Here is a 24,515-nt window from a genome sequence, read left to right on the forward strand (position 1 = left end):
ATGGCGATCACGCTAGCCGTTGACGCCATGGGCGGGGACCACGGTCCCCGCGTTACCGTTCCCGCATCGCTTTCTGTATTGCAAACATATCCTGCACTCCGGCTTGTTCTGGTTGGTCAGGAGAATGTGATTCGCCCCCTGCTTGCCCGTCTCAGTCCCGAAGAATCTTCCCGCGTCAGCATCGTCCATACCGACGAAGTCGTGTTGATGCATGACAAGGTCGCGGTTGCCCTGCGCAACAAACGCAATTCCTCCATGCGTCTCGCCATCAACCTGGTTCATGAAGGCAAGGCTTCCGCTTGTGTCAGCGCCGGTAATACCGGGGCGCTGATGGCCATCAGCCGTTTTGTGCTCAAGACCCATGCCGGAATCGACCGCCCGGCCATCATGACCGCCTTGCCGACCGTCAAGGGTCATTGCCACATGCTCGACCTGGGCGCCAACGTTGATTCCGAGGCGCGCCACCTGTTGCAGTTTGCACAGATGGGCAGTTTGGTGGCGGAGGCGTTGGATGGCATTGACCGGCCGCGTGTCGGCTTGCTGAATATCGGTGAGGAAGAGATCAAGGGAAATGACCTGATCAAGGAGGCCAACACTTTGCTCAAGGAGTCCGGCCTCAATTATATCGGTTATGTGGAGGGCGACGGAGTTTTCGCCGGGGAAGCGGACGTGGTCGTTTGCGACGGTTTTGTCGGCAACATTGCCCTGAAGACCACCGAGGGCGTAGCCCGCATGTTTGGCGCGTTCGTCAAGGAAGAGATTAACCGTAACGCCTTCACCAAGCTGGCCGGAGCCATCGCCATCCCGATCTGGAACGGCCTGCGGCGTCGCATGGACCCGGGGCGGTACAACGGCGCCAGCTTGGTCGGACTGACCGGCATCGTCATCAAGAGCCACGGCAGCGCCGACCAGAAGTCGTTCGCCAACGCCATCCGGGTGGCGGTCAAGGAAGTTGAAAAAGACATTCCCTCGTTGATCGCCAGCCGCCTGCAACCGGTTGCCGGGGCCTGAAATGCGTTTCATCCTCTGGCTGGTACTGGCTTTTGCCGCCAACATCGCCAGCGCCTTTGAGGCCATCACCGAGGCTGATGTACGCGCCTTCCTGGACCAGCAAGCCACCCATGTCATGCATAAGGATATCGAGCCCCTGATGTCCCTGTTCGCGCCGGAATACCGCCATCTGCTGCCACGCGATAACCGTGAAATCACCCTTGATGAATACCGCAAGATCCAGAATGCCAATTTCATGGTCGCCAAACTGATCCTCAACACCATTGAATTGCGACAGATTCAGTTGCGGGAAGACGGCAAGCAGGCCATTATCCGCACCCACAACCGCAGTCGTTTCCTGATTCAGGTCAAAGAGAAGCAGAGCCTGATTGAACAGAATGAGGATTTGGTGGGCGAGCTGGTGCTGCGTGACGGCCGCATCGTCTACCTGAATACGGAAAAATTATGACTTCACTCGCTTTTGTGTTCCCCGGACAAGGCTCGCAGCAAAAGGGCATGTTGTCCGATGTCGCCGCCCGATTCCCCGTGGTAGCTGAGACTTTTGCGGAAGCCTCCGCCGCATTGGGCTTTGATCTCTGGTCGCTTTGCCAGAATGATGAAGAGGCCCTGAATCGCACCGAAAACACCCAGCCCGCCTTGTTGACCGCCGGTATTGCCTTGTGGCGCATCTGGCAGGCCGAAAACGGCGTGCAACCGTCCTTTCTGGCCGGGCATTCCCTGGGGGAGTACACGGCGCTGGTGGCGGCCGGTGTGCTGTCCCTGGCGGACGCCGTACGCCTGGTGGCCCTGCGCGGCCGCCTGATGCAGGATGCGGTTCCGGCCGGAACCGGCGCCATGGCGGCGATCCTGGGCCTGTCAGATGATGATGTCCTTGCCGCCTGTCGTGAAGCGGCTGTTGAGGGTGTGGTTGACGCGGTTAATTTCAACTCGCCTGCACAGGTTGTGATTGCCGGGGAGAAGGCAGCGGTCGAGGCCGCCATGCGGCTGGCCACCGCCAAGGGAGCCAAGCGCGCCCTGATCCTGCCGGTCAGCGTTCCATCGCATTGTTCCCTGATGAAGCCCGCTGCGGAAAAGCTGGCGGCCGCCTTGCAGGATGTGACATTTAACATGCCTGCAATCCCGGTAGTGCAGAATGTTTCCGCCCGCATCGAAGCGGACGCCGACAGCATGCGCCAGGCGCTGGTCGCCCAGTTGTACAGCCCGGTGCAGTGGGTGCGCAGTGTGGAGTGGCTGGCGGCGCAAGGTGTGACGCGCACTCTGGAGTGCGGTCCCGGCAAGGTGTTGTGCGGTTTGAACAAGCGCATCCACAAAGGCATGGAGTGCGAGTCGCTGGAAAACGAAAGCTCACTGTTGGCCGCTTTGGCCCGTTCAGCCTGATCCCGGAGAGAAAGATGTCACTGCAAGGAAAAGTTGCGATCGTTACCGGCGCCAGCCGCGGAATCGGCAAGGCCATTGCCGCCAAGCTGGCGGCGCAGGGCGCCATTGTCGTGGGCACGGCGACGACCGAGGCCGGGGCCGAGGCCATTAACGCCTGGCTGTCGGAATCCGGCGGTGCGGGCATGATGCTGAACGTGGCGCAGCCCGGACAGATCGAGGCCTTTATCGACGCCGTGCAAAGCCGTTTCGGCGCGCCGCTGATCCTGGTCAACAATGCCGGGATCACCCGCGACAACTTGTTGCTCCGCATGAAGGATGCCGAGTGGGATGACGTGATCGCCACCAACCTGACCGCCATTTTCCGGCTGTCCAAGGCCTGCCTGAAGGGCATGGGCAAGGCGCGCTGGGGCCGCATCATCAATATCAGCTCCGTGGTGGGCCTGATGGGCAATCCCGGACAAACGAATTATGCCGCTGCCAAGGCGGGTCTGGAGGGCTTCAGCCGTTCCCTGGCCCGTGAAATGGGCAGCCGCAACATTACCGTCAACAGTGTGGCCCCCGGTTTTATCGCCACCGACATGACGCATGCCTTGTCTGAAGCCCAGCAACAGGCCATGCTTTCCCAGATTCCGGCCGGCCGTCTCGGTCAGCCTGAAGACATCGCCGAAGCCGTGGCTTTTCTGGCCGGTGATACCGCTGCTTACATTACCGGAGTGACTTTGCCGGTCAATGGCGGTATGTATATGTAATTCTTTTTACCAAACGGCCTAAAAGGATGTTGCTACCCGAGCACGGCCTTCAATAAACTAGCAGCGCTGTCCGGCGGCATGAAGATGCCCCGGACATCGAGACCACCCCCAGAGGAGAGACAAAGTGAGCACTATCGAAGAACGCGTCAAGAAGATCGTAGCCGAACAGTTGGGCGTAAAGCTGGAGGACGTGAAGAACGAGTCCTCTTTCGTGGACGATCTGGGCGCCGATTCCCTGGACACCGTTGAGTTGGTGATGGCTCTCGAAGAGGAATTCGAGACTGAGATTCCTGATGAAGAAGCCGAGAAGATCGGTACGGTTCAGTCTGCCATTGACTACATTGTTGGCAACGCCAAGTAAAACCGGTGTTGTGAAGCAGTCGAAAGCCGCAGCCCGCATTCGCGGGTCATGCGGTTTTTTTTTGCCGGTGTTGCCGGGTGGGCGGTCTGATTGACAGGCCGGATCACGCTGGTTGCGGATTGTTGCTGAAAATCGAGGTTCTAACATGAGTCGACGTCGTGTCGTGGTTACGGGAATGGGCATGGTGACCTGCCTGGGTCGGGATGTAGCCTCGACCTGGGAAGGCATTCTGGCCGGACGCAGCGGCATCAGCACCATTGATCATTTTGACGCGAGCCTATACAAGACCCGTTTCGCCGGGATCGTCCGCGACTTCGATGCCGAATCCGCCATGCCCGCCAAGGAATTGCGGCGCTATGACGAGTTCATGCATTACGGCATGTCCGCCGGAGTCCAGGCAATGCAGGATGCCGGGCTCGAAGTCACCGCCGGTAATGCCGGACGCATCGGCGTGGCCATCGGGGCGGGTATCGGCGGCATCAGCACCATTGAGCGCAATTACGACATCCTGCTCAAGGATGGTCCCAACAAGATTTCCCCGTTTTTCGTGCCCGGCTCCATCGTCAATCTGGCGGCGGGACTGCTGGCCATCCGTTTCGGCCTGAAGGGGCCGAACCTGGCGCTGGCCACAGCCTGCACCACCGCAACCCATTGCATCGGGCTGGCGGCGCGCCTGATTGCTTACGGTGACGCCGATGTCATGGTGGCGGGCGGGGCGGAAAAAGGTTCGTCGCCGCTGGGCATGGCCGGTTTTGCCGCTGCCCGCGCCCTGTCTACCCGCAACGACAATCCCCAGGCCGCCAGTCGCCCCTTTGACAAGGATCGCGACGGGTTTGTGCTGGGAGACGGCGCCGGGGTGCTGGTGGTGGAGGAGTATGAGCACGCCAAGGCGCGCGGCGCCAAAATCTATGCGGAACTGGTTGGTTTCGGCATGAGTGACGATGCTTTCCATGTGACTGCGCCGACCGAATCCGGAGAAGGGGCGGCCGCGTCCATGCGCAATGCCTTGCGGGACGCCGGTATTGATCCTTCTGCGGTGGATTACATCAATGCCCATGGCACCAGCACCCCGGCCGGTGATGTGGCGGAGTCGAAAGCGATTGAAGCGGTGTTCGGCGAGCATGCCGGGCGCGTGGCGGTCAGTTCCACGAAATCCATGATCGGCCACCTGCTGGGTGCGGCCGGTGGCGTGGAGGCTATTTTCAGCGTGCTGGCTATCCGGGACAACATCGCACCGCCCACCATCAATCTGGACAATCCCGATCCGGAGTGCCGTCTGGATTATGTCCCCAATAAGGCCCGGTCCATGAAGATTGATGTGACACTGTCAAACTCCTTCGGCTTTGGCGGCACCAACGGTACACTGGCCTTCCGCCGCATCTGACCGGCCTGCAAGGCCAGGTGACATTTATGCTGATGGCTGTCTGGCTAAACGGCTCCCCGATCAACGGTTTGCCCACCGGTGACCGGGGTTTTGCCTATGGCGACGGGCATTTCACCACCTTGCCGGTGCGCGACGGATCGCCCGTGCTGTTAAGCTATCACTGGCAGCGCTTGCTGGCGGCCTGTCAGGCATTCGGCATTCCGGTCAACCGGTTTCCGGACTGGCAACGGGACTTCCTGCGTTTTGCAGCCGCTTACCCCAATGCCACCGCCAAGATCGTGATTACCCGCGGGCGTGGGGGACGCGGATACCTGCCTGACGAAACGGCCGAGCCTCATTGTTATTTCATGGCCTGGCCGGTGACGGCGCACTCCCGTGATCATCAGCACGGAATTGACAGCGGGGTGTTGAAGGGCGTGCTCGGCTTGAATCCCCTGACGGCCGGTCACAAGCATCTGAACCGCCTGGAACAAGTGATGCTGCGGCGTGAGCTGGCTGAAACCCCGTTTCCGGAAGCGGTGGTTTGTGACCTCAACGGCGATGTGACGGAGGGGGTCTTCAGCAACCTTTTCCTGGTCAAGGACCAGCTACTGTATACCCCGCCCCTGACTTCAGCCGGGGTGGCGGGGGTCATGCGCGCTTTTTTGATGGATTACCTGCACAGCTTGCAGCACACGGTCCGGGTTCTGACTTTAAGGGTTGAACACCTGGAACAGGCCGACGAGCTCTTTTTTTGTAACAGCCTTTACGGGATTTGGCCAGTGCGCCGCTTCAACGGCCAACCGATGCCGGCCAATCCTGTGACCCAACGCTTGCAGTTTCACCTTCAAAATGCCCGAATTACCGCCTAAAAAAACAACCCGCCGCCCATCGGCCAAAAAGAACACCGGTACGGGCGCCGCCACACCGCGTCAGCGCAAACCGGCTGCTCCGAAAGACCCGGATGCCAAGCCCCGCGCCCCGCGTGTGCGCAGCGCTGCCGGACCGGCAACCCGACGCAAGCGGCCCGCCCCGAAGAAAACCGGCGGGCCGTTTTTGCCCCTGATGGCAGGGCTGTTCCTGTCCCTGGTGCTGGCGACGCTGCTGTGGGTGTGGATGGGCCTGTTCAGCGCCCTGGACCTGCCCAAAGAAGGTTACCGGTTGCGGGTGGAGCGCGGCAGCGGTTATCAGGCGGCATTTGACCGGCTGGAGCAGGATGGCTGGCTGCGCAATCGCGTGTTGGCCAAGGCCTACTTCCGCACCTTGAGCCCGCGCACCCTTAAAATGGGGGTGTACCAGTTCCAGCCCGGCATAAGCCTGGCCGGCATGTTGCGGCAACTGGCCCAAGGCGAAGGCCAGATCGTCACCCGCATTACCGTGATTGAGGGCACGACTTTCGCTAAGCTGCGCGAGCAACTGGCGGCCAATCCCGAACTGACCCAGACTCTCAAGGGGCAGAGTGACAGCCAGATCATGTCGCTGATGGGCAGCGCCGTCACCAACCCGGAAGGGCTGTTTGCGCCGGATACCTATGTCTTCATGCCCGGTGACAGCGACGAGCTGGTGTTGCGCAAGCTGTATGACCAGCAACAAGCGGTGTTGCGCAAAGCCTGGGCCCAGCGCAGTCCCGGACTGCCTTACCGTTCGCCGTATGAGGCGCTGATCATGGCCTCCATAGTCGAGAAGGAAACCGGCAACGCCTCGGAGCGTCCGCAGATTGCCGGGCTGTTCATCCGCCGGTTGCAGCAAGGCATGCGGCTGCAAACCGACCCGACCGTCATCTACGGGATGGGTGCGGCCTATGCCGGCAACCTGCGCAAGGTCGACTTGATGACCCCGACGCCTTACAACACCTATCGCATAAACGGCCTGCCGCCGACGCCCATTGCCTTGCCGGGCAAGGCGGCGATTGAGGCCGCCCTGAACCCTGCGCCGGGCGACAGCCTGTATTTTGTGGCGCGGGGGGATGGCAGCGGCACCCATATCTTCAGCCCCGACCTGAAGACGCATAATGAGGCCGTGCGCGCCTATCTTGAAAATTCCCGGCGGCGGCAGGCTTCGCCGTCGCCCTGAACGCCATTGCGTGGAGCAGTCATGGGTTTGTTTATTACGCTGGAAGGCACCGAAGGGGTGGGCAAAAGCACGGCGCTGCAGTTCGTCAAAGAACAGCTGCAACAGGCCGGAATTCCGGTGTTGGTGACGCGTGAGCCGGGAGGCACGTTACTGGCCGAGCGCATCCGCGCTTTGCTGCTGGCGCGCGAGGCCGAGCCGATGGCTTCAATGACCGAGCTGCTGCTGGTCTTCGCCGCCCGCGCCCAGCACTTGGAGCAAGTCATCATTCCCGCTTTGCAGGCCGGGCAGTGGGTGCTCTGCGACCGCTTTACCGATGCCACCTATGCCTATCAAGGCGGTGGCCGTGGCCTGCCGGCCGCTGATATTGCGGTGCTGGAAACTCTGGTGCAGGGCAATTTGCGCCCGGATGTGACCTTGTGGCTGGACGCACCGGTGGAGCTGGGCCTGGCGCGGGCCGCCGCCCGTCAGGAGCTGGACCGCTTCGAGCTGGAAAAAGCCGTATTTTTCGAGAAGGTGCGCAGCGAATATGCGCGACTGGCCGCCGAGGCCCCGCAACGCTACCGGCGAATTGACGCCGCGCTTGATATCAGCGGCGTGCAGGCGCAATTGCAGCAGGTGGTCGCCACGTTTCCCGGCCTCTCGCAGGATTGACCCATGGCGCATTTTCAGCCTTACCCGTGGCATGACGCCGCCTGGCAGCGCCTGACGGACTTGCAGTCCCGTCAACGCCTGCCGCATGCCCTGGTGCTGAGCGGCCCGGCAGGCACCGGCAAAACGGCGTTGGCCGAATCGCTGGCGGCATTGCTGTTTTGTGCCGCCCCTAAGGACAACAAGCCTTGCGGTGGCTGCAAGGGCTGTTTGCTGTGGAAGGCCGATACTCACCCCGATTGCCACCGTTTGACCCCGCTGACCGATGAAAAAACCGGCAAGACCAGCAAGGTCATCAAGGTGGACCAGGTGCGGTCGCTGCTGGGTTTCCTGTCCAAGTCGGCGCAACTGGGCGGCTGGCGGATTGCCATGATTGAACCGGCGGATACCCTGAACGTCAACGCCGCCAACAGTTTGCTGAAAACACTGGAAGAGCCGGGCGAGCGGACGCTGATCCTGTTGCTGACCGACCAGCCGCTGGCCTTGCTGCCCACCATCCGCAGCCGTTGCCAAACGGTGCCGCTGGGTGTTCCGGAGCGGGCGCAGGCTGTCTCTTGGCTGGCGTCACGGCTGGAGACGCCGGAGCAGGCCGGTTTGTTGCTGTCGCTCAGCCAGGGCGCGCCGCTGGCCGGGCTGGCGCTGGCGAAGCAGGAGGTGTTCCGGCAGCGCGAAGACTTGGCCAAGCGTCTGCTGGCGGTGGCGACCGGTCGTTCCGGCGCCTTGTCGGCCTCCACGGCCTCGCAGAAATTACCGGCACAGGATTTCTGGTTCTGGCTGTACGGATTCTGCGCGGATATCCATCTGATGAGCAGTCAAGTGCAAGGTGCTATCAAAAATACGGATTTGTTGCCTATAATCCGGCAACTGGCCGACGCCTTGGGCGGCCGCCGGGCGCTGGAGTTGCAAGCCCTGTGCGTGGAAAACCAGCGACTGCTGACTGCCAATATTCAGGCGGGCCTGCTTCAGGACCGCTTCTGGGAACAAACAAGAGGGTAATAACATGTTGCCACGCGGAGCGGGTATCCTGAGCCTGGTCATCAAGGACAAGGCTCAGCTGTATGTCAGTTACATGCCGTTCATCAAGGGCGGTGCGCTTTTCATTCCCAGCAACCGCCCGACCCGTCTGGGTGAAGAGATCTTTGTGGTGGTGACGCTGCCTGATGATGCCGAGAAGCTGCCCGTGACCGGCAAGGTGGTGTGGGTCAACCATCGCAACCAGGGCCAGCGCCCGGCCGGTTTCGGCATCCAGCTGGCCGGTGAGGGCGGTGATCCCTGCCGCCGCAAGATCGAAGCGCAGCTGGGCGGCGCGCTCCAGGCGGATCGTCCCACCTACACCATGTAATCCATGGCGGTCGTCTCCGGGGAAGGGAGGGCGGCCGCCGGCTTCAGTCATTCCGGAAAAAACGCGCCTATGTTTATCGATTCACACTGTCATCTGGACCGGCTGGACCTGAAATCCTATGCCGGGGATCTCGACATGGCGCTGGAGGCCGCCCGCGCCGCCGGTGTCCGCCGTTTCCTGACAGTGAGTGTGGATCTGGAAACCTTCCCCGTGCTGCGCGCCTTGGCCGAGAAGCATGCCGATGTCTATGCCTCCGTAGGCGTGCATCCGTCCGAAGAACTGCCTGCGGAATCCGAGCCGACCGCCGACCTGCTGTGCCAACTGGCGGATCATGATCGCGTCATCGCCATTGGCGAGTCCGGGCTGGATTACTACTATCACCCCGAACACAAGGCAGCGCAGCAGCGGCGCTTTGCCGCGCATATTGAAGCCGGCCGCCGCACCGGCAAGCCGCTGATTGTGCATACCCGCGACGCCCGCGCCGACACCATCGGCCTGTTGAAGGAGTGCGGGGCGGAGAAGGGCATCCTGCATTGCTTCACCGAGGACTGGGATACCGCCCGCGCCGGTATTGAACTGGGCTTTTATGTGTCGATGTCGGGCATTGTCAGTTTCAACAACGCCGAATCGCTGCGGGAGGTGGCCCGGCAACTGCCGCTGGACCGCCTGCTGATTGAAACGGATGCCCCCTATCTGGCCCCGGTGCCTTACCGGGGCAAAAAGAACGAACCGCGTTACCTGCCCGCCGTGGCGGAAGCCGTGGCGAAAGCGCGCGGCATGACGGTCGAAGCCGTGGCCGAGGCCACGACCCGCAACTTCAATACCCTGTTCGGATTGCCGCAATGACCACCCGCCAGGCGGCGTTCCGGGCGCGGGAGCAGGCTATCCTGCAGGCGGCGGAAGCATTGCTGCTGGAATTGGGTGACGAGTCAATCACCATTGAGATGATTGCCGAGCGGGTGGGCATTGCCAAGGGCACCATCTACAAGCATTTCCAGAGCAAGGATGAGCTGATCCTGCAGTTACTGATTGCCTATGAGACCGGTCTGGCCGAGGAGATGCACCGCGCCATCGCCACCGGCGACGTGCCGCAGGTACTGCAGGCCTACTTTACCTACCGGCTGTCTTCCCCCGAAAAACACTTGCTGTTTGAACGTCTGGAAAACCGTCTGGCGGCAACGCGGCGCACCCTGCGTCCGTATTTTGCGCGCCTGTATTTCATCCGCAAAAGCCATTTGCGTGACGTGATGCCGCTGGTGGCGGAATTCCTCAAGGCCAATGGCAGCGCCATGACCCCCCGCGATTATCTGAGCGCGGTGTGGGCGATGGTGCAGGGCAGTGCCGCCATTCTCCATTCCACGTTCTATCAGCGCTACCTCGGCGACCGTCAGGCCTTGCTGGCGGCCATGCTGCAGACCGTACAGGGATTGGGGCGAACATAAAGCATCCGCCGCCCGCCCTGCGTGTCGCTGATCTGTCCCATACCCCGCCCCGTACAAAACCTCCGATAATCCGCGCTGGACAATCCATCCACGGTGCGTATCATGCGCACAGTTTTCACGGGAGTCGGGCATGATTGCAGAACTCGGTCACTTCGCACTGGTGCTGGCCTTTGTTGTGGCCTTGCTTCAATCCATTCTGCCTCTGGTCGGCGTGCATACCGGCAGCCTGCCGTTGCAACGCCTGGCCCGGTCCATGGCCCCCGTGCAGTTCCTCTGCCTGCTGCTGTCCTTTCTGGGACTGACCTGGGCCTTCATCCAGAACGATTTCACCCTCGATTACGTCTCCCGCCAATCCAACACCCAATTGCCGCTGGAATACAAGATTTCCTCGGTCTGGGGCGGCCATGAAGGATCGCTGCTGCTGTGGGTGCTGGTGCTGTCGCTGTGGGGGGCTGCGGTGTCGGTGTTTGGCAAAGGCCTGCCCCGGGAAATGACGGCGCGCGTGCTGGCGATCATGGGCATGGTCAACGTGGCGATGATGGCCTTTGTATTGCTAACCTCCAACCCGTTTCGCCGCCTGCTGCCCGATTTCCCCATGAACGGCGCTGACCTCAACCCGCTGTTGCAGGACCCCGGCCTGATCATCCATCCGCCGTTGCTGTACATGGGTTATGTCGGATTCACCGTGCCCTTTGCCTTTGCCATGGCCGGTCTGCTGGGCGGCCGCCTGGACTCCGCCTGGGCGCGCTGGTCGCGGCCGTGGACCATTGCAGCCTGGTCCTTCCTGACCCTGGGCATTGCGCTGGGATCGTGGTGGGCCTATTACGAACTGGGCTGGGGCGGCTGGTGGTTCTGGGACCCGGTTGAAAATGCCTCGTTCATGCCCTGGCTGGCTGGTACGGCGCTGGTTCATTCGCTGGCGGTGAGTGAGAAGCGCGGTGTGTTCAAGGCGTGGACGGTGATGCTGGCCATCCTGGCCTTCGCCCTCAGCCTGTTGGGTACCTTCCTGGTGCGCTCGGGTGTGCTGACCTCGGTGCATGCCTTTGCCGCCGACCCGGCGCGCGGCATGTTCGTGCTGGGTATCCTGGTGGTGGTGATCGGCGCCAGCCTGCTGGTGTTTGCCTTGCGTGCCGGCCGTCTCAACAGCGAAAGCCGCTACCAGTGGGTTTCCCGCGAAGGCTTCCTGCTGGCCAACAACCTGCTGCTGATCACCGCCACCACGGTCGTGTTCCTCGGCACGTTGTTCCCGCTGGTGGCCGATGCGCTGAAGCTGGGCAAGATCTCGGTGGGGCCGCCTTATTTCAATACCCTGTTCACGCCGTTGGCGCTGGTGCTGCTGTTGTTTCTGGGAGTGGGGCCGCTGACCCGCTGGAAACGCCATGACCTGCGTGAATTGACCGTGCCGCTGCTGAAAATTGCGGTAGCCAGTCTGGTGCTGGGCGTCGGCCTGCCGCTGATGCTGGCTGCACAGGTGAAACCGCTGGTGGCGGCGACCCTGGTGCTGGTGTTCTGGGTATTGCTGAACATGCTGCGTGACATCGCGGTCAAGGCCGGCACCGCCAAGCAGGGCTTTGTGGCCGGTTTGCGCCGCCTGACGGCGTCGTACTGGGGCATGCAACTGGCCCATACCGGCCTGCTGGTGATGGTGGTCGGGGTAGCCCTGACCACAGCCTACAGCGTGGAGCATGATGTGCGCCTGAGCCCCGGCAGCCGTGTCTATGTGGAAGGCTACGGCTTTGAATGGGCGGGCGTGAAAAGCGTGCAGGGCCCCAATTTTACGGCCGAGCAGGGCGAAGTGCGCATCTATCAGGGTGACACCTTGCAGAAAACCCTGTTTCCGCAAAAGCGCCGCTACAACGTCCGTGGCCAGGTCATGACCGAGGCGGCCATTGATCCGGGCCTGTTCCGCGATATCTATGTCGCCATGGGCGAACCGCTGGAAGGCGAAGCCTGGGCGGTGCGGGTCTATTACAAACCCTTCATCCGCTGGACCTGGCTGGGGGCGTTGTTCATGGTGTTTGGCGGCATCACGTCCATTGCTGACCGCCGTTACCGGATGGCCGTGCGGGCAGTGCGCCCGGAACCTGCAGGGGAGAAGGTGTGATGAAGTCGCGTGCCTGGTTGTGGGGTATTCCCTTGGTGCTGTTTCTGGGTTTTGCCGTGCTGCTGTTCAGCCGCATCGGCAAGGATTCCACCGAATTGCCGTCGGCGCGCCTGGGCAAGCCTTTGCCGGAATTCCGCCTGCCGTCATTGACGGACGGCCGCGAGCTGACCGCAGCGGATGTGCGCGGCCGCCCGGTGCTGCTGAATGTCTGGGCCTCCTGGTGTCCTTCCTGCCGCCAGGAACACCCGGCATTGCTGAAAATTGCCGAAGCGGGCGTACCGGTCATCGGCCTGAACTACAAGGACACGCCGGAAGATGCCCAAGCCTGGCTGGCCAACCTCGGCAACCCCTTTACGCTGATCATCAGCGACCAGCAGGGCAACCTGGGGCTGGATCTGGGGGTTTATGGCGCGCCGGAAACCTATTTGCTGGATGCTTCCGGCCACATCCGTTTCCGTTTTGTGGGGGTGTTTGACGATGCGGCCTGGCAATCCAAGCTGAAGCCCTGCTATGAACAACTGGTGAAGGGAGGCGATGCTCCGCTATGTCAGTCCTGAGTTCCAAGGCGTCCATGCTGTTGCTGCTGGGCATGATGGGCCTGTCCGCACACGCCGCCATTGAAGTCTATGACTTCAAATCGGCAGAAGACGAAACCCGCTTCCGGGCGCTGACCAATGAACTGCGCTGCCCGAAATGCCAGAACCAGAATCTGTCCGGTTCCGACGCCCCGATTGCCCGTGATTTGAAGAACCGGACTTTCGAGTTGATTCAGGAAGGCCGCAGTGACAATGAAATCCGGGAATACATGGTGGACCGTTACGGCGAGTTCATCACCTACAACCCGCCGGTGCGTTCTTCCACGTGGCTTCTGTGGTTCGGGCCGTTTGCACTGCTGGGGCTGGTGGTGAGCGTGCTGGCTGTCCTGCGCCGCCGCCCCGCGCCGCCCGCCGCCGAACTGAGCCCTGAAGAGACCGCCCGACTGAATGAATTGCTGAAGAAGCCTGCCGACCATGAGCGCTAACCTGCCTGTCCTGATTTTCCTGTCGTCCGCGCTGGCGCTGACGGCGCTGATGACCCTGCTCATCTTGTGGCCGGTGATGCGCAGCCGTGAAAGCGAGCACAGCCTGCTGGAATTGAACGTGCAGGTGTTCCGCGAGCGTTTGGCCGAGCTGGAAGCAGACCAGGCCGCCGGGCGGGTTGACGACACCACGTTCCGCGCCCTGAAAACCGAGTTGGAACGGCAATTGCTGTCCTTGCAGCCGGAAGGCGGCGCCAAAGTGCGTGAGTCGCGGTTGGGCCGCAAGGGCGCCCTGGGCGTGATGCTGCTGGTGCCGGTGCTGGCCGTGGCCGGTTATCTGGCGCTGGCCTGGCAGCCTGCGGTGTGGACCTGGTGGCAGGTGCAGCTGAAAACCGGCCCGCTGGTGGACAAGCTGTTTGCCGGGGAAAACCCCACGAAAGAAGAGCTGACCTCCCAAAACCTGCCGGACATGGTGCGGGTGATGCAGGCCCGTCTGCAGAAGCATCCTGAAGATGCCGACGGCTGGTTCATGCTGGGCATGAGTTATCTGCAGGCTCAGATGGCCGATCAGGCGCTGGAAGCCTTTGACCACGCCTGGAAGCTGGCGCCCGACCGCGACGACATTACCCTTGCCTATGCCCAGTCGCTGCTGTTTACCCGACAGGGGCGGCTGGATGACCAGAGCCGCATGCTGCTGTCCGGCGTGCTGGAGCGGCATCCGCAACACGAAGGTGCTTTGCTGCTGATGGGCATGGGAGCTTACCGCGCCGGTGACATGGCCACCGCGCTGCAATATCTGCCGGTGCTGAAGCAGGTGCATATTGCCCGCACCGGCGAAACCCAGTCTGAAGCCATTACCGAAGTGGACAAGCTGATTGCGCTGGCCAAGACCGGCGGTGAAAAGGCGGCGGTGAGCGGCGGTATCAAGGTGACGGTGAAGATTGCCGACAACCTGCGGGCCAAGGTGCCCTCCGGAGCCACGCTGTTCATATTTGCCCGGGCGCTGAACGGCCCGCCCATGCCGCTGGCCGTGGTGCGCCAGCCGGTGGGCAATTTTCCGGTGGAAGCCTTGCTGAATGACAGCCAGGCGATGATGCCCGATCTCAGCCTGTCGAAGTTCCCCTCGGTGGTGGTCAGCGCCCGTATCAGCGCCAGCGGCAATCCGGTGGGCGAAAAAGGTGATCTGGAAGCCATTGCCGTTCCCCTGACCCAAAATGGTAAACTGCAGACCATTGAGGTGCTGATTAATCAGGAACGCCCCTGATAAGATGGCATCAGTGAATCAAAATGTGTCAGACGCTTGTACTGTCAAGCCTGTAAGTGTATTTTGCGGCCATAGTCCCATGGTCGGCATTGTGGTTTTTCGTCAAGCATTCGGGGTGGTCCGCGCGGGCCGCCCGTCACCGGTTTTTCATATCCTTAGGGAGCAATCCATATGATGCGTATCATTCTTCTGGGGCCACCGGGCGCCGGCAAGGGCACTCAGGCTCAAGTCATTACCCAGCAGTTCCAGGTTCCCCAGATTTCCACCGGCGACATGCTGCGTGCGGCGGTCAAGGCGGGAACGGAACTGGGTGTGGCTGCGAAGAAGATCATGGATGCCGGTGGACTGGTGTCCGACGAGATCATCATCGGCCTGGTGAAAGACCGCCTGACCCAGCCTGACTGTGTCAACGGCTGCCTGTTCGACGGTTTTCCCCGCACCATTCCCCAGGCCGAGGCGCTAATTGCCGCCGGTGTGCACATTGACCACGTCGTCGAGATTTCGGTGCCGGATCAGGAAATCATCAGCCGTCTGTCGGGCCGCCGCGTGCATCCCGCTTCCGGCCGTGTCTATCACATCCAGCACAATCCGCCCAAGGTGGAAGGTAAGGATGACGCCACCGGTGAAGACCTGGTTCAGCGTGACGACGACAAGGAAGAAACCATCCGCAAGCGTCTGGAAATCTACCATGAGCAGACTTCCCGTCTGGTCGGTTTCTACCAGTCGCTGGCCGCCAGCGGCAATCCCGAAGCCCCGAAGTATGCCTGCATTGAAGGCGTGGGTTCCGTGGACGCCATCAGCGCCAAGGTGACGGCCGTTTTGTCCTGAGTGACGCGGTTGTGTGCAGAAAGCCGTCCTTGTGACGGCTTTTTGTTTCGTGCGCCTTGGCGGGGGTATGGTCAGGCTTTGTATCCTTCTGTTTTCCCCGCCATTTTGTTTTAATCGCCCCAGTTCCTTTATCCCGGTATTGCCATGAAGCCCGCCCGTCCCGCTCCGCTTGGTGTTGTCCTTGCCAATCTGGGAACCCCTGATGCCCCCACGCCGGAGGCCGTGCGCCGTTACTTGCGGCAGTTCCTCAGTGACAGCCGGGTGATCGAGATTCCGCCCTTGCTGTGGAAGATCATCCTCAACCTGTTCATTCTGCCGTTCAGGCCGAAGCGGGTGGCGAAGCTGTACGCCAGCATTTGGGAAAAGTCCGGGGATTCGCCCATGCGCCGTATTTTGCGGGATCAGGCGGCGGCGGTGCAGCAGCGTTTGAGCGGGGCTTTGCCGGCGGAGATCCGGGTGGAAGGGGCGATGACCTATGGCAATCCGTCCTTGCCGTCGGTGCTGGACAAGCTGCGGGGGGAAGGGGTGGAGAACATCGTGATTTTGCCGTTGTTTCCGCAGTATTCCGCGACGTCCACGGCGCCGGTTTATGATGCGGTGCAGCGTTGGTCGGCGACGCAGCGCAATCTGCCCGGTCTTAGCATCATTAAGGATTACTTTGCGCATCCTGGCTATATTGCGGCGTTGGTGGCCAGTATCCGGGAATTTCGGGCGGTGCATGGGTCGTCGGACAAGCTGTTGTTTTCCTTTCACGGTATTCCGCAGCCTTATGCGGATAAGGGTGATCCTTATCCGAAGCGTTGCCGGTGTACGGCGGCGCATGTGGCGCAGCAGTTGGGGTTGGGGGAGGATGAGTGGGCGATTGCGTTTCAGTCGCGGTTTGGGAAGCAGGAGTGGGTGAAGCCTTATACGGATGTGTTGTTGGGGGAGTGGGCGAGGGCGGGGGTGGGGTCGGTGCAGGTGGTGAGTCCGGCGTTTTCGGCGGATTGTCTGGAGACGCTGGAGGAGTTGGCGATTCAGAATGCGGAGTTGTTTTTGCATGCGGGGGGGAGGTCGTATGCGTATATTCCGGGGTTGAATACGCGGGAGGATCATGTGGGGATGATGGTGGATTTGGTGAGGCCGATGTTGGAGGGGGTTTGGCGGGGGCAGGGGGGGGAGTGATTGCTCATTCTTGTGCGGGAGGGAATTCAGAGGGTTGGGCGCGATGGAGTTTGGCAAGGGTATGCCTGCCAGATTTCTAGGGGCGGCAATATGAATTTTTTGTGTAATTGATACCTGTGAAAATTTGTGATAACAGGGGTTGATGCAGGGTGGTTGGGCTGGTAGGCTTGGGTGGTTTCGTTCGGTGGGGTTCGGTCGTCGAGAAAGGAAATGTGCTTTGGGAACTTCTTATAACGTGCTGACTTTAAAGGAATTTTCTTTCTTGTAATGCTTTTTAGACGAAGTGGATTTATGGCGGCATGTGTCGTCGAAATGTAGTTATGCGCGCGAGGCAACATGGAAGATCCCGTGAACATTTTTCAGATGTATTACGCCAATGGTAAAAAAGCAGGCTTTTGGGTCATGCGTGACTCTTGGAAGCATCTCGTCGCGCGAGTTGTGTCAGTTTCAGGCATTGAATCTGGCCCGTTGAAAGGTTTGGGGCGCTTTCCATTCTTTAATGAGGCAAAGGAAGCTGTCTACGCGGAAACATATGAACTAATAAAGACCGAAGGTGGCTATCTCTTCAAGCAAGCGCTGCCAAAGTTTGATGTGTGTCCCACAGACTCAACGTTGTCCATAATTAGTTGCCCTGGAACTTACGCGTATACGAAATTGGACCTGTCCGGCAAATCAATTTTGGTCCAAAAGATGGGCTGGAATTCACCACAACCGCTAGCCGAACCCATTACCCCCACTTTTCATACAAAGAGAAAGGACATTTTGCCGGAGGCTGAGCATCTGGCTATCGCTACTACTTTTACAGGCAAGCATGGTGCTCTTGAGGTTGGCTATGACCCGGCAAAAGAAGTGTTTTCTGTAAAGTTCCCGTATTCGGCCCAGCTGGTTGAGTGCGTTAAGTCCGCGCCATCGCTGCTCAGAACGTTCAATGCGGAGCAGAAGGTTTGGACGCTAGACGTTATGTGCGTGTCAACGATCGTTGAACTAATTAAGATCAGCGCATTAACTTAGGGCGCGCATAACAATTCACTGCAGGCGCGACGGCCCTGACGGGCCGCGGCCTGAGCTCAAACGTTGGGCGTCCCCATGGAATTTTCGAGCGCAATGCAGTCGTAGTTTTCTTCAACCCGTAGGCGAAGGAGAGTGTGAAATGAAGCGGTTTCTCAGAATCATTGGTTTTGTGATTGGTCTAGGGGGCTTTTCGGTTGCACATGGTGCCGCCGTCCAATGTGCTGCGGACCACTGCGGTGCGATCAAAGACCAAGTCGATGCGACTTGCCATGGGACAGGTGGTGGACTCGTATATGTACCAACACCGCAGGACCCAAAAGTCTGGTGTTGGTGCAAATGCAGCTGTGTGGCTGGCGACACTTTAGTCCGTGTAACGGACAAAGCATTCAAACGAATGCAAGACTTCAAAGCAGGTGACACAGTTCTCGCACTCCAGTTTGATGGAACTTGGAAATCCGCCCCAGTAGTTTCAAGCGACGGAATGGGCGATAAAACCACTCCATTTCCGTATGCTATCTACCTAACACTTTCCAACAACATCTCGATCGTTGTTGCGCCAGATCACGTATTCTGGATGCCAGATAGTACATTGAAGCGTGCTGATCGATTGGCACCTTCCGACAGTTTGGTTCTTTCGCAAGGCGCAAAGCCAATTGCAATCTCTCAAATTGCCTCTGGCGTGTATTACGGTCCTATGTGGAACATAGTCGCCACAAGCGAGCAAGATGTTTCCAGCCCCTTTGGACATTTGATTGATACTTCGGGCGTGGTATCTGGTGATTGGGCATTACAGCGGAAGGAAACTCAGGCTCTACAGACTGGCCCACAAGTGGGAACTGCCGAGTACAGGAAGATGCACATTTCCTCTTTGTCGAAGCAAAAGTCACTGCCGAAGGTCGTCGTGCTCAATAAGGCAAAGAACATCAGGTTTATTCCTCACACCCAAGTCGCAATACCAAAAGATGCTATCCATCTGCTGCCTGAGGGTGAAGACCAAGCGCAACCAAATGAGCTATATCCATTAGATTACTCTGTGCCCTATGAGATGGCGGAGTACTTAGCACGGCAATACAAGACCTTTTATCCAGATGTGGAGTACCAAATCGATTGGCTGAACGATGCGGTAAATGCTGTCGCTTTCATCAGGAACGGAAAGCGTCATGTAGTCCTATACGGTGGCCTGATAAGACACCACCGTCTTCAGGTCGAGGGGGCTGGACTCGTAATTGCCCATGAACTTGGACATCACTATGCCGGGCCTCCTCGTTATCCGAACAACATATGGGCGTCTTGCGAGGGGCAAGCTGACTATTGGGGCGCTAAAATCGCCCAGCGAAAGGTATGGTGGGGTGAATACTCAATCGACCAAACGACCAAGGGTGCAGCGCAGCTTCTTGATCTCTTCTCAAAAGGTCTGCTAACGCCGCAGGTAGGTGCAAAACCTATGGGAATATGCTCGCATCCGCCTGCACAGTGCCGGTATGACACATATATGGCAGGCCTGCGCCTCCAGCCAAAACCTTCTTGTGCTGGCGACCCCGCGCTGATGAAAAAATAAAATAGCTGGGTGCTCTAGTAGTGACGCCCAACCCGGCAGTCGAGCGGACCTGCGCGAAAAGCCGCGCAGGCAGCTCACTTTTACGTTAGGACTTGTTCTAGGAGATATGGAAATGCAAAAAAAGAAAAGTCAACATTTCGTAAGCCAGTTTTATCTTAAAGCATGGTCTGCATGTGGCGAAAAGGTTTACACGAATATCAATAATGCTCCAGTTCTTAAAAGTACAAAACAGGTCGCTTGCTCAAACTATTTTTATAAAATAGATAAAATAAATAAAAGTGGATTTGAAATTTTGCTTGGCTTGAATGAAAAGACTGTTTTTCCATTAAAGGGACTTTTCGAAAAATTGATTTATTGCTCTTATATGTTTAGTCTTGCGGAGCTAATTGACCTTGACGAGCAGGATACTAAGCGCCTTGATGCTTTTAGAACAAACATAATTGAGGATTTTTATTGCATCATTGAAAATGGAGCTTTGGAGGCTATAGATATAATATTAAATAAAAAATACGACAGTTTTGATTTGAATGGATATCAGGATATGCTGCGATTTGCAGTATATCAGCTAACACGCACCTCTAAAACAAGAGAAAATATCAGAGTTAATATCCAAGGAGCGCTAGAATCGAAAGGAATAGACTTTAAAGAGTATCAAACAATTTCCACTCTTCTTTTGTCTGAGCAAATAACATTGGCCTTGATTGAAAAGTTATATAAAATCGTTATTATTGAAAATAAAACCAATGTAGACTTTATAACATCTGATAATCCAGTGAAAAACTTACGAAGCGTAGATGAGCATGATGTGGAGTTATTTGTTCCAATTTCACCAACAATGGCTATATTGATAATGCCTTCCGAAAAAAGTCAAGAAGAAAAGGATTCTATTAAACAACTACTTTTAAAGAGTGAGGCAATCCCTAATTATTATTTCGGCTTTAAAGACGAATGTTCAGTTGGTGAAATTGAAAATATTAATAAATTAACATCTTCGAATAAAGAAAGATTCATATTTACACTTAAAGCAGAAGATGTTACTAAATATCAATAAGTCATTAGTCCTAACTTTCGCGTCAAGTGCGACAAGCACCCAGCCGCTTATGGGGCTATTTTTGACTTCAGTGATTACTGAGTTTTTGTTCATTTTGCTGTAGGGTGTTTGCTTCTTACGCGGGTAGTTTGGGCTTAAAAATCCAGGAACGCAGATATGATATATCGATTTTTTACTTCATCTCATTATCGACGCCGACTTAACAGGGTCTCGGGTATGGGTAGGTTAAACGAGGGCTTCATCGAGTCACTGAGACTCCTCGGCGACCTGTTGGGGATGAGCGCATGACGGATCGCAGCGCGGTTGACACGATACGCGGGTACTTCTACCAGTTCGATTACTCGATATTGAAAGTGCTCCAAATGTCCAATCACGGCGACTCTATTGCCGTCGAGTGCATTGAAGACGTCGACATTCATACTGCAACGGAAGTTACAGCTGTGCAATGCAAGTACTACTCGGGCACGGAGTACAACCACTCGGTTATCAAGCCGGCCGTAATGTACATGCTGACACATTTCAAAGCGATCAGAGATGATGGGAGGCCGGTCGTCAGGTACTCCCTCTGCGGCCATTACAGCTCTGGCCAGCAGAAGTTGACGTTGCCGATTGACGTTGCGTTTCTGAAACAGTACTTCCTGACGTACAGCGAAAAGAAAGTCGAGCGCCGTCATCACGACGAACTCAATCTTAGTGACGCCGACCTTGCCGAGTTCCTGTCGGTTCTTGATATTGATATCAAGGCGGCGAGTTTCGAGGATCAATTTGCGCAGGTCATCAAGGAGTTGCAGACCGCGTACGGCTGCACGCCGTTCAGCGCAGAGTACTTCTATTACAACAACGCCCTTGCCCTGATGCGAGAGTTAACGATCCAACCGTTGCCAGCCAACCGCACTATTACCAAGAGGGAGTTTTTAGAGCGATCAGACACATCTAGCGTGCTGTTCAACGAATGGTTCGTGCGGAAGAATGGTGAGAAAGCCCACTTTTCTGCACTGCGCAAGCAGTACTTTACTGTCCTCAATCTATCCCCGTTCGAGCGTTTTTTCCTCATTGAAGTTGACCCCGAAACACTAGTCCGGAGTGATCTCAAAGATGTACTGCACATACTGTCAAGGAAGTGGTCAAAGACGACCAAACGTGATGGAAACTCGTCGTTCTGCCCCTACGTCTATGTTCACAGGCTCCCTAATGACGAGTTGGTGGCGCTGAAGAAGGAGCTGGCGACCGAGGGATTCGGTTTCATCGATGGCTACGACTTCCATGGTGCCGACTTCAACGTGAAATCGATATCAAAACCCGCCACACACGACAATGGGATAAAGTTAAAAGTGCTTAATTCAATCGACAATCTTGAGGCGACGGTGGGCTCCATCACGAGGACTCGAGAGGTCTACCAATTCCACTTGGGGAAAAGCTACTTTGATCCCGCGAACCAAGCCGTAAAGCACATTCAGATCCAGCTGAAAAAGCTCACAGACATCAAGGCTATCATCTAACCGAATCGGAGTCGCAAATGGCAGTTGAAACTACAGCAGACAACCTCAATGCCCAAGTGGTGGCAGTTTTCCCAGATAAGGTTCGCATCGTCGTCGATAAGTTGGAAGATTTCAAACTTGCAGAGGAATCGCTTCGTGTTGGCTCGTATGTCCGAATCGCCGACAATGAGAACGCCATTCTCATCGCCATCATTGAAAACTTCCAAATTGTGGTCCGAGATGATGGAGCGCGAAATCACATAATAGAGGCATTCCCGATAGGTGTTCTACGGGACGGAAAGTTCGAACGCGGCGGTGACTCACTTGCGATACCACCGAAGAGTGTAGAGCCGGCAACGATTGAAGACATTAGGCGCATCTACTCAGATTCGGTCGCGGAAGCTGATAGCTTTTGTTTCTCAAGCCTTGCGTCGAATCCCGGCGTCCTAGTGCCGGTTAATGGCAATAAGTTCTTCAATAAGCACATTGCCATCGTTGGATCCACCGGATCTGGCAAGTCTCACACACTGACGACAATTATTCAGAAAGCGGCCTCAAAAAAAACTGGTAACTTTTCGCTCAACAACTCCCATGTGATTGTCTTCGACATTCACTCGGAATACAGGTCCGCGTTTCCGAATGCCAACTTCATCGACGTTTCGAACTTGGTATTGCCATACTGGATGCTTAATGGCGAAGAACTGGAGGAGTTCTTTATTGATACCGAAGCGAATGATCACAACCAGCGTAATGTCTTCAAGGAAGCCGTGCTGCAAGACCGGCGTGCGAAGTTCACCGGCTCGCCAGACGATGAGCAACGAATTCACCTTGACTCGCCACTTCTGTTCGACATCCAAGAGGTCTTGAAATATGCCATTGCAAAGAACACGGAACGTGTGGACACGGGTGAAGTTTACGCTGCAAGTAACAAAGAGAAGGCGGGCCAGCCGAAGTACGAGAACGGGAGTCTGCACTCTAAGCTCACCAACTTTATCAATCGTTTGGAAAGCAAAATCAACGATAACCGGCTTGACTTCTTCCTGGGTGAGCGGTCGAAGACCATCACATTTGAGCAGACGCTCGAGAACTTGCTCGGCTATTCGGCAGCAAGTAAATCAAACGTTACAGTCATCGATCTGAGCGGAGTACCTTTTGAAGTCCTTAGCATAACGGTCTCCCTCATTTCTCGTCTGATTTTCGAGTATGGGTACATCTATAAGCGTTTGCGATGCGCCAAGAACCCTAATGAGAAGATTAACAACGATGTACCTGTTCTCCTCGTATATGAAGAGGCGCACAAGTACGTACCTAACAGCGAGCTCTCGAAGTACCGCTCTTCGAAGACATCCATCGAGCGTATTGCAAAGGAAGGCCGTAAGTACGGCGTGACTTTGCTTCTCGCAAGCCAACGCCCGTCCGAAATTTCAGAGACGATATTCTCGCAGTGCAATAATTTTATCGCGATGCGCCTGACAAACCCAGTTGACCAAGGATACGTCAAGAAACTGCTCCCAGACTCTCTCGGAACACTGATTGACAAGATGACCTCCTTCCGACAAGGAGAAGCACTTCTTGTGGGCGAATCTATAGTTCTGCCTTCGATAGTCCAAATCGATCAATGTGACCCTGCACCTTCGTCGAACGATATTCCGTATTGGGAACTTTGGAAGGAAGAGTGGAAGGAGATGGACATCGCGGCAATCAAGGCAGAATGGTATAGGTAGTGCGACGGAGAACGGGCGATGCTCAGTCGCTTGCCCCTGCCTTGGCATTATGGAACTTAGAGGCTCAACAACGGCATGCAGCAGATGGTGTTGCGCGCCGCCGCTGTTACTGGATGTTGGGTTTTTGCAAAATATAAACTGGAGTTTTTATGAAGGATTTGGATGAGCATAAAAAAGTAGCTGTACTAATTGACGCAGATAATGCTCAATATTCAAAGGTAAAGGCCATATTGGAAGAGATTTCGGCACATGGTCATATTGTAATAAAAAGAGCCTACGGGGATTGGTCTAGTGATTACCTCAAAAACTGGAAACAGACATTAAATGAATTGGCTATTCAGCCAATTCAGCAATTTGCTTACACCACGGGGAAAAACTCAACAGATGCATCAATGATTATTGATGCCATGGACTTGCTCTATTCCAATAAATTTGATGCTTTTGCCTTGGTTTCCAGTGACAGCGATTTTACGAAGCTGGCCTCTCGACTAAGAGAGTCTGAAATATTCGTTTTCGGTGTGGGAGAAAAGAAAACTCCTATTTCGTTCAGGAATGCATGCGATGACTTCATTCTTACTGAAAACCTTGGTGCTGATGCTCCTACTCAATCACCTTTAGAGTCGGCTCCTGTAGTTAAGAAGTTAAACACGTCAGAAAAAACGAGTGCTTCAGAGTTAGTGCCGCTACTTAGAAAAGCCTGGGAGCTCTATCATGATGATGATGGTTGGGCAAATGTCGCATCTGCTGGATCATTTGTAAAACGATCAACACCAGATTTTGATCCAAGAAGCTATGGTGCAACAAAGCTAGGGGGTGTGCGGAACTTTGTGTAAACGGGGTTTCGTTAAAACGGTAGCATCCGGTCTTCGTACTGGATGGTGAATCGATTCAGCGCGGCTTTCCAGTCCCGGATCGGCATTGTCCACTTCTTGCTGATGTTCCGGAGCGC

25 protein-coding genes are annotated in these 24,515 nt (G+C 56.8%); all 25 read left to right on the forward strand.

What is annotated here, in order from left to right:
• The 25 genes from plsX to Q7T36_RS10455 all read left to right on the forward strand — a co-directional run bounded on the left by plsX (window position 1) and on the right by Q7T36_RS10455 (window position 24,399).
• Complete coding sequence (plsX, locus tag Q7T36_RS10335) at window positions 1-1,011, forward strand: phosphate acyltransferase PlsX (RefSeq protein WP_304847642.1); 1,011 nt, start codon at window positions 1-3, stop codon at window positions 1,009-1,011.
• A 1-nt stretch (window position 1,012) separates the two neighbouring features.
• Entirely contained in the window at window positions 1,013-1,459 is a 447-nt protein-coding gene (locus Q7T36_RS10340; RefSeq protein ID WP_304847645.1) for a hypothetical protein, read from the forward strand.
• On the forward strand, window positions 1,456-2,388 hold the full coding sequence (fabD, locus tag Q7T36_RS10345; protein WP_304847647.1) for an ACP S-malonyltransferase: 933 nt from the start codon (window positions 1,456-1,458) through the stop codon (window positions 2,386-2,388). The genes Q7T36_RS10340 and fabD overlap by 4 nt, the downstream gene beginning before the upstream one ends.
• A 14-nt stretch (window positions 2,389-2,402) precedes the next feature.
• Window positions 2,403-3,137 carry a 3-oxoacyl-ACP reductase FabG gene (gene fabG / locus Q7T36_RS10350; RefSeq protein ID WP_304847649.1) on the forward strand — a complete coding sequence of 245 codons (735 nt, stop codon included), beginning with the start codon at window positions 2,403-2,405 and terminating at the stop codon, window positions 3,135-3,137.
• Window positions 3,138-3,261: 124 nt separating this feature from the next.
• Complete coding sequence (gene acpP / locus Q7T36_RS10355; protein WP_304847651.1) at window positions 3,262-3,498, forward strand: acyl carrier protein; 237 nt, start codon at window positions 3,262-3,264, stop codon at window positions 3,496-3,498.
• Between the two features lie 145 nt (window positions 3,499-3,643).
• Window positions 3,644-4,882 carry a beta-ketoacyl-ACP synthase II gene (gene fabF, locus Q7T36_RS10360; RefSeq protein WP_304847653.1) on the forward strand — a complete coding sequence of 413 codons (1,239 nt, stop codon included), beginning with the start codon at window positions 3,644-3,646 and terminating at the stop codon, window positions 4,880-4,882.
• Window positions 4,883-4,908: 26 nt separating this feature from the next.
• On the forward strand, window positions 4,909-5,733 hold the full coding sequence (gene pabC, locus Q7T36_RS10365; protein WP_304847656.1) for an aminodeoxychorismate lyase: 825 nt from the start codon (window positions 4,909-4,911) through the stop codon (window positions 5,731-5,733).
• Entirely contained in the window at window positions 5,714-6,934 is a 1,221-nt protein-coding gene (mltG, locus tag Q7T36_RS10370; RefSeq protein ID WP_304847660.1) for an endolytic transglycosylase MltG, read from the forward strand. Before pabC ends, mltG begins: the two co-directional genes overlap by 20 nt.
• A 21-nt stretch (window positions 6,935-6,955) precedes the next feature.
• Window positions 6,956-7,585: a dTMP kinase gene (gene tmk, locus Q7T36_RS10375; protein ID WP_370690100.1), complete on the forward strand. Its 630-nt coding sequence runs from the start codon at window positions 6,956-6,958 to the stop codon at window positions 7,583-7,585.
• Window positions 7,586-7,588: 3 nt separating this feature from the next.
• Window positions 7,589-8,578: a DNA polymerase III subunit delta' gene (locus tag Q7T36_RS10380; RefSeq protein ID WP_304847663.1), complete on the forward strand. Its 990-nt coding sequence runs from the start codon at window positions 7,589-7,591 to the stop codon at window positions 8,576-8,578.
• Window positions 8,579-8,582: 4 nt separating this feature from the next.
• Complete coding sequence (locus Q7T36_RS10385; RefSeq protein WP_304847666.1) at window positions 8,583-8,924, forward strand: PilZ domain-containing protein; 342 nt, start codon at window positions 8,583-8,585, stop codon at window positions 8,922-8,924.
• A 69-nt stretch (window positions 8,925-8,993) separates the two neighbouring features.
• Window positions 8,994-9,770 (forward strand): TatD family hydrolase, encoded by a 777-nt coding sequence (locus tag Q7T36_RS10390; protein WP_304847669.1) that lies wholly within the window; start codon window positions 8,994-8,996, stop codon window positions 9,768-9,770.
• A complete protein-coding gene (locus Q7T36_RS10395; RefSeq protein WP_304847672.1) occupies window positions 9,767-10,366 on the forward strand; it encodes a TetR/AcrR family transcriptional regulator in 600 nt (199 codons plus the stop codon). The genes Q7T36_RS10390 and Q7T36_RS10395 overlap by 4 nt, the downstream gene beginning before the upstream one ends.
• A gap of 130 nt (window positions 10,367-10,496) precedes the next feature.
• Window positions 10,497-12,470: a heme lyase CcmF/NrfE family subunit gene (locus tag Q7T36_RS10400; RefSeq protein WP_304847674.1), complete on the forward strand. Its 1,974-nt coding sequence runs from the start codon at window positions 10,497-10,499 to the stop codon at window positions 12,468-12,470.
• Complete coding sequence (locus Q7T36_RS10405) at window positions 12,470-13,027, forward strand: DsbE family thiol:disulfide interchange protein (RefSeq protein ID WP_304847676.1); 558 nt, start codon at window positions 12,470-12,472, stop codon at window positions 13,025-13,027. The genes Q7T36_RS10400 and Q7T36_RS10405 overlap by 1 nt, the downstream gene beginning before the upstream one ends.
• Entirely contained in the window at window positions 13,015-13,491 is a 477-nt protein-coding gene (locus Q7T36_RS10410; protein WP_304847680.1) for a cytochrome c-type biogenesis protein, read from the forward strand. Before Q7T36_RS10405 ends, Q7T36_RS10410 begins: the two co-directional genes overlap by 13 nt.
• The gene (gene ccmI, locus Q7T36_RS10415) at window positions 13,481-14,752 is read left to right on the forward strand and encodes a c-type cytochrome biogenesis protein CcmI (RefSeq protein WP_304847683.1); all 1,272 of its coding nucleotides are present in this window, start codon (window positions 13,481-13,483) and stop codon (window positions 14,750-14,752) included. Before Q7T36_RS10410 ends, ccmI begins: the two co-directional genes overlap by 11 nt.
• A 174-nt stretch (window positions 14,753-14,926) precedes the next feature.
• A complete protein-coding gene (gene adk / locus Q7T36_RS10420) occupies window positions 14,927-15,580 on the forward strand; it encodes an adenylate kinase (protein WP_304847721.1) in 654 nt (217 codons plus the stop codon).
• A 144-nt stretch (window positions 15,581-15,724) separates the two neighbouring features.
• Entirely contained in the window at window positions 15,725-16,744 is a 1,020-nt protein-coding gene (hemH, locus tag Q7T36_RS10425; RefSeq protein ID WP_304847685.1) for a ferrochelatase, read from the forward strand.
• Window positions 16,745-17,080: 336 nt separating this feature from the next.
• The gene (locus tag Q7T36_RS10430; RefSeq protein WP_304847687.1) at window positions 17,081-17,755 is read left to right on the forward strand and encodes a hypothetical protein; all 675 of its coding nucleotides are present in this window, start codon (window positions 17,081-17,083) and stop codon (window positions 17,753-17,755) included.
• A gap of 139 nt (window positions 17,756-17,894) precedes the next feature.
• On the forward strand, window positions 17,895-19,313 hold the full coding sequence (locus tag Q7T36_RS10435; protein ID WP_304847689.1) for a hypothetical protein: 1,419 nt from the start codon (window positions 17,895-17,897) through the stop codon (window positions 19,311-19,313).
• A gap of 112 nt (window positions 19,314-19,425) precedes the next feature.
• Window positions 19,426-20,364 (forward strand): DUF4238 domain-containing protein, encoded by a 939-nt coding sequence (locus Q7T36_RS10440; RefSeq protein WP_304847691.1) that lies wholly within the window; start codon window positions 19,426-19,428, stop codon window positions 20,362-20,364.
• Window positions 20,365-20,648: 284 nt separating this feature from the next.
• Window positions 20,649-21,863, forward strand: a complete 1,215-nt coding sequence (locus Q7T36_RS10445) for a DUF4297 family anti-phage-associated protein (protein ID WP_304847694.1) — start codon at window positions 20,649-20,651, stop codon at window positions 21,861-21,863.
• A 17-nt stretch (window positions 21,864-21,880) separates the two neighbouring features.
• Entirely contained in the window at window positions 21,881-23,566 is a 1,686-nt protein-coding gene (locus tag Q7T36_RS10450; RefSeq protein ID WP_304847697.1) for an ATP-binding protein, read from the forward strand.
• A 149-nt stretch (window positions 23,567-23,715) separates the two neighbouring features.
• On the forward strand, window positions 23,716-24,399 hold the full coding sequence (locus Q7T36_RS10455) for an NYN domain-containing protein (RefSeq protein WP_304847699.1): 684 nt from the start codon (window positions 23,716-23,718) through the stop codon (window positions 24,397-24,399).
• Window positions 24,400-24,515 lie beyond the last annotated feature (116 nt).

The organism is Fluviicoccus sp., from assembly GCF_030646115.1.
In the GTDB taxonomy this organism is placed as follows: Bacteria; Pseudomonadota; Gammaproteobacteria; order Pseudomonadales; family Moraxellaceae; genus Fluviicoccus.

Excerpts from the sequence above, each read along its gene's own strand:
- plsX (WP_304847642.1), top strand. The coding sequence starts at position 1 with ATGGCGATCACGCTAGCCGTTGACGCCATGGGCGGGGACCACGGTCCC.
- Q7T36_RS10340 (WP_304847645.1), top strand. The coding sequence starts at position 1,013 with ATGCGTTTCATCCTCTGGCTGGTACTGGCTTTTGCCGCCAACATCGCC.
- fabD (WP_304847647.1), top strand. The coding sequence starts at position 1,456 with ATGACTTCACTCGCTTTTGTGTTCCCCGGACAAGGCTCGCAGCAAAAG.
- fabG (WP_304847649.1), top strand. The coding sequence starts at position 2,403 with ATGTCACTGCAAGGAAAAGTTGCGATCGTTACCGGCGCCAGCCGCGGA.
- fabF (WP_304847653.1), top strand. The coding sequence starts at position 3,644 with ATGAGTCGACGTCGTGTCGTGGTTACGGGAATGGGCATGGTGACCTGC.
- pabC (WP_304847656.1), top strand. The coding sequence starts at position 4,909 with ATGCTGATGGCTGTCTGGCTAAACGGCTCCCCGATCAACGGTTTGCCC.
- mltG (WP_304847660.1), top strand. The coding sequence starts at position 5,714 with ATGCCCGAATTACCGCCTAAAAAAACAACCCGCCGCCCATCGGCCAAA.
- tmk (WP_370690100.1), top strand. The coding sequence starts at position 6,956 with ATGGGTTTGTTTATTACGCTGGAAGGCACCGAAGGGGTGGGCAAAAGC.
- Q7T36_RS10380 (WP_304847663.1), top strand. The coding sequence starts at position 7,589 with ATGGCGCATTTTCAGCCTTACCCGTGGCATGACGCCGCCTGGCAGCGC.
- Q7T36_RS10385 (WP_304847666.1), top strand. The coding sequence starts at position 8,583 with ATGTTGCCACGCGGAGCGGGTATCCTGAGCCTGGTCATCAAGGACAAG.
- Q7T36_RS10390 (WP_304847669.1), top strand. The coding sequence starts at position 8,994 with ATGTTTATCGATTCACACTGTCATCTGGACCGGCTGGACCTGAAATCC.
- Q7T36_RS10395 (WP_304847672.1), top strand. The coding sequence starts at position 9,767 with ATGACCACCCGCCAGGCGGCGTTCCGGGCGCGGGAGCAGGCTATCCTG.
- Q7T36_RS10400 (WP_304847674.1), top strand. The coding sequence starts at position 10,497 with ATGATTGCAGAACTCGGTCACTTCGCACTGGTGCTGGCCTTTGTTGTG.
- Q7T36_RS10405 (WP_304847676.1), top strand. The coding sequence starts at position 12,470 with ATGAAGTCGCGTGCCTGGTTGTGGGGTATTCCCTTGGTGCTGTTTCTG.
- Q7T36_RS10410 (WP_304847680.1), top strand. The coding sequence starts at position 13,015 with ATGTCAGTCCTGAGTTCCAAGGCGTCCATGCTGTTGCTGCTGGGCATG.
- ccmI (WP_304847683.1), top strand. The coding sequence starts at position 13,481 with ATGAGCGCTAACCTGCCTGTCCTGATTTTCCTGTCGTCCGCGCTGGCG.
- adk (WP_304847721.1), top strand. The coding sequence starts at position 14,927 with ATGCGTATCATTCTTCTGGGGCCACCGGGCGCCGGCAAGGGCACTCAG.
- hemH (WP_304847685.1), top strand. The coding sequence starts at position 15,725 with ATGAAGCCCGCCCGTCCCGCTCCGCTTGGTGTTGTCCTTGCCAATCTG.
- Q7T36_RS10430 (WP_304847687.1), top strand. The coding sequence starts at position 17,081 with ATGGAAGATCCCGTGAACATTTTTCAGATGTATTACGCCAATGGTAAA.
- Q7T36_RS10435 (WP_304847689.1), top strand. The coding sequence starts at position 17,895 with ATGAAGCGGTTTCTCAGAATCATTGGTTTTGTGATTGGTCTAGGGGGC.
- Q7T36_RS10440 (WP_304847691.1), top strand. The coding sequence starts at position 19,426 with ATGCAAAAAAAGAAAAGTCAACATTTCGTAAGCCAGTTTTATCTTAAA.
- Q7T36_RS10445 (WP_304847694.1), top strand. The coding sequence starts at position 20,649 with ATGACGGATCGCAGCGCGGTTGACACGATACGCGGGTACTTCTACCAG.
- Q7T36_RS10450 (WP_304847697.1), top strand. The coding sequence starts at position 21,881 with ATGGCAGTTGAAACTACAGCAGACAACCTCAATGCCCAAGTGGTGGCA.
- Q7T36_RS10455 (WP_304847699.1), top strand. The coding sequence starts at position 23,716 with ATGAAGGATTTGGATGAGCATAAAAAAGTAGCTGTACTAATTGACGCA.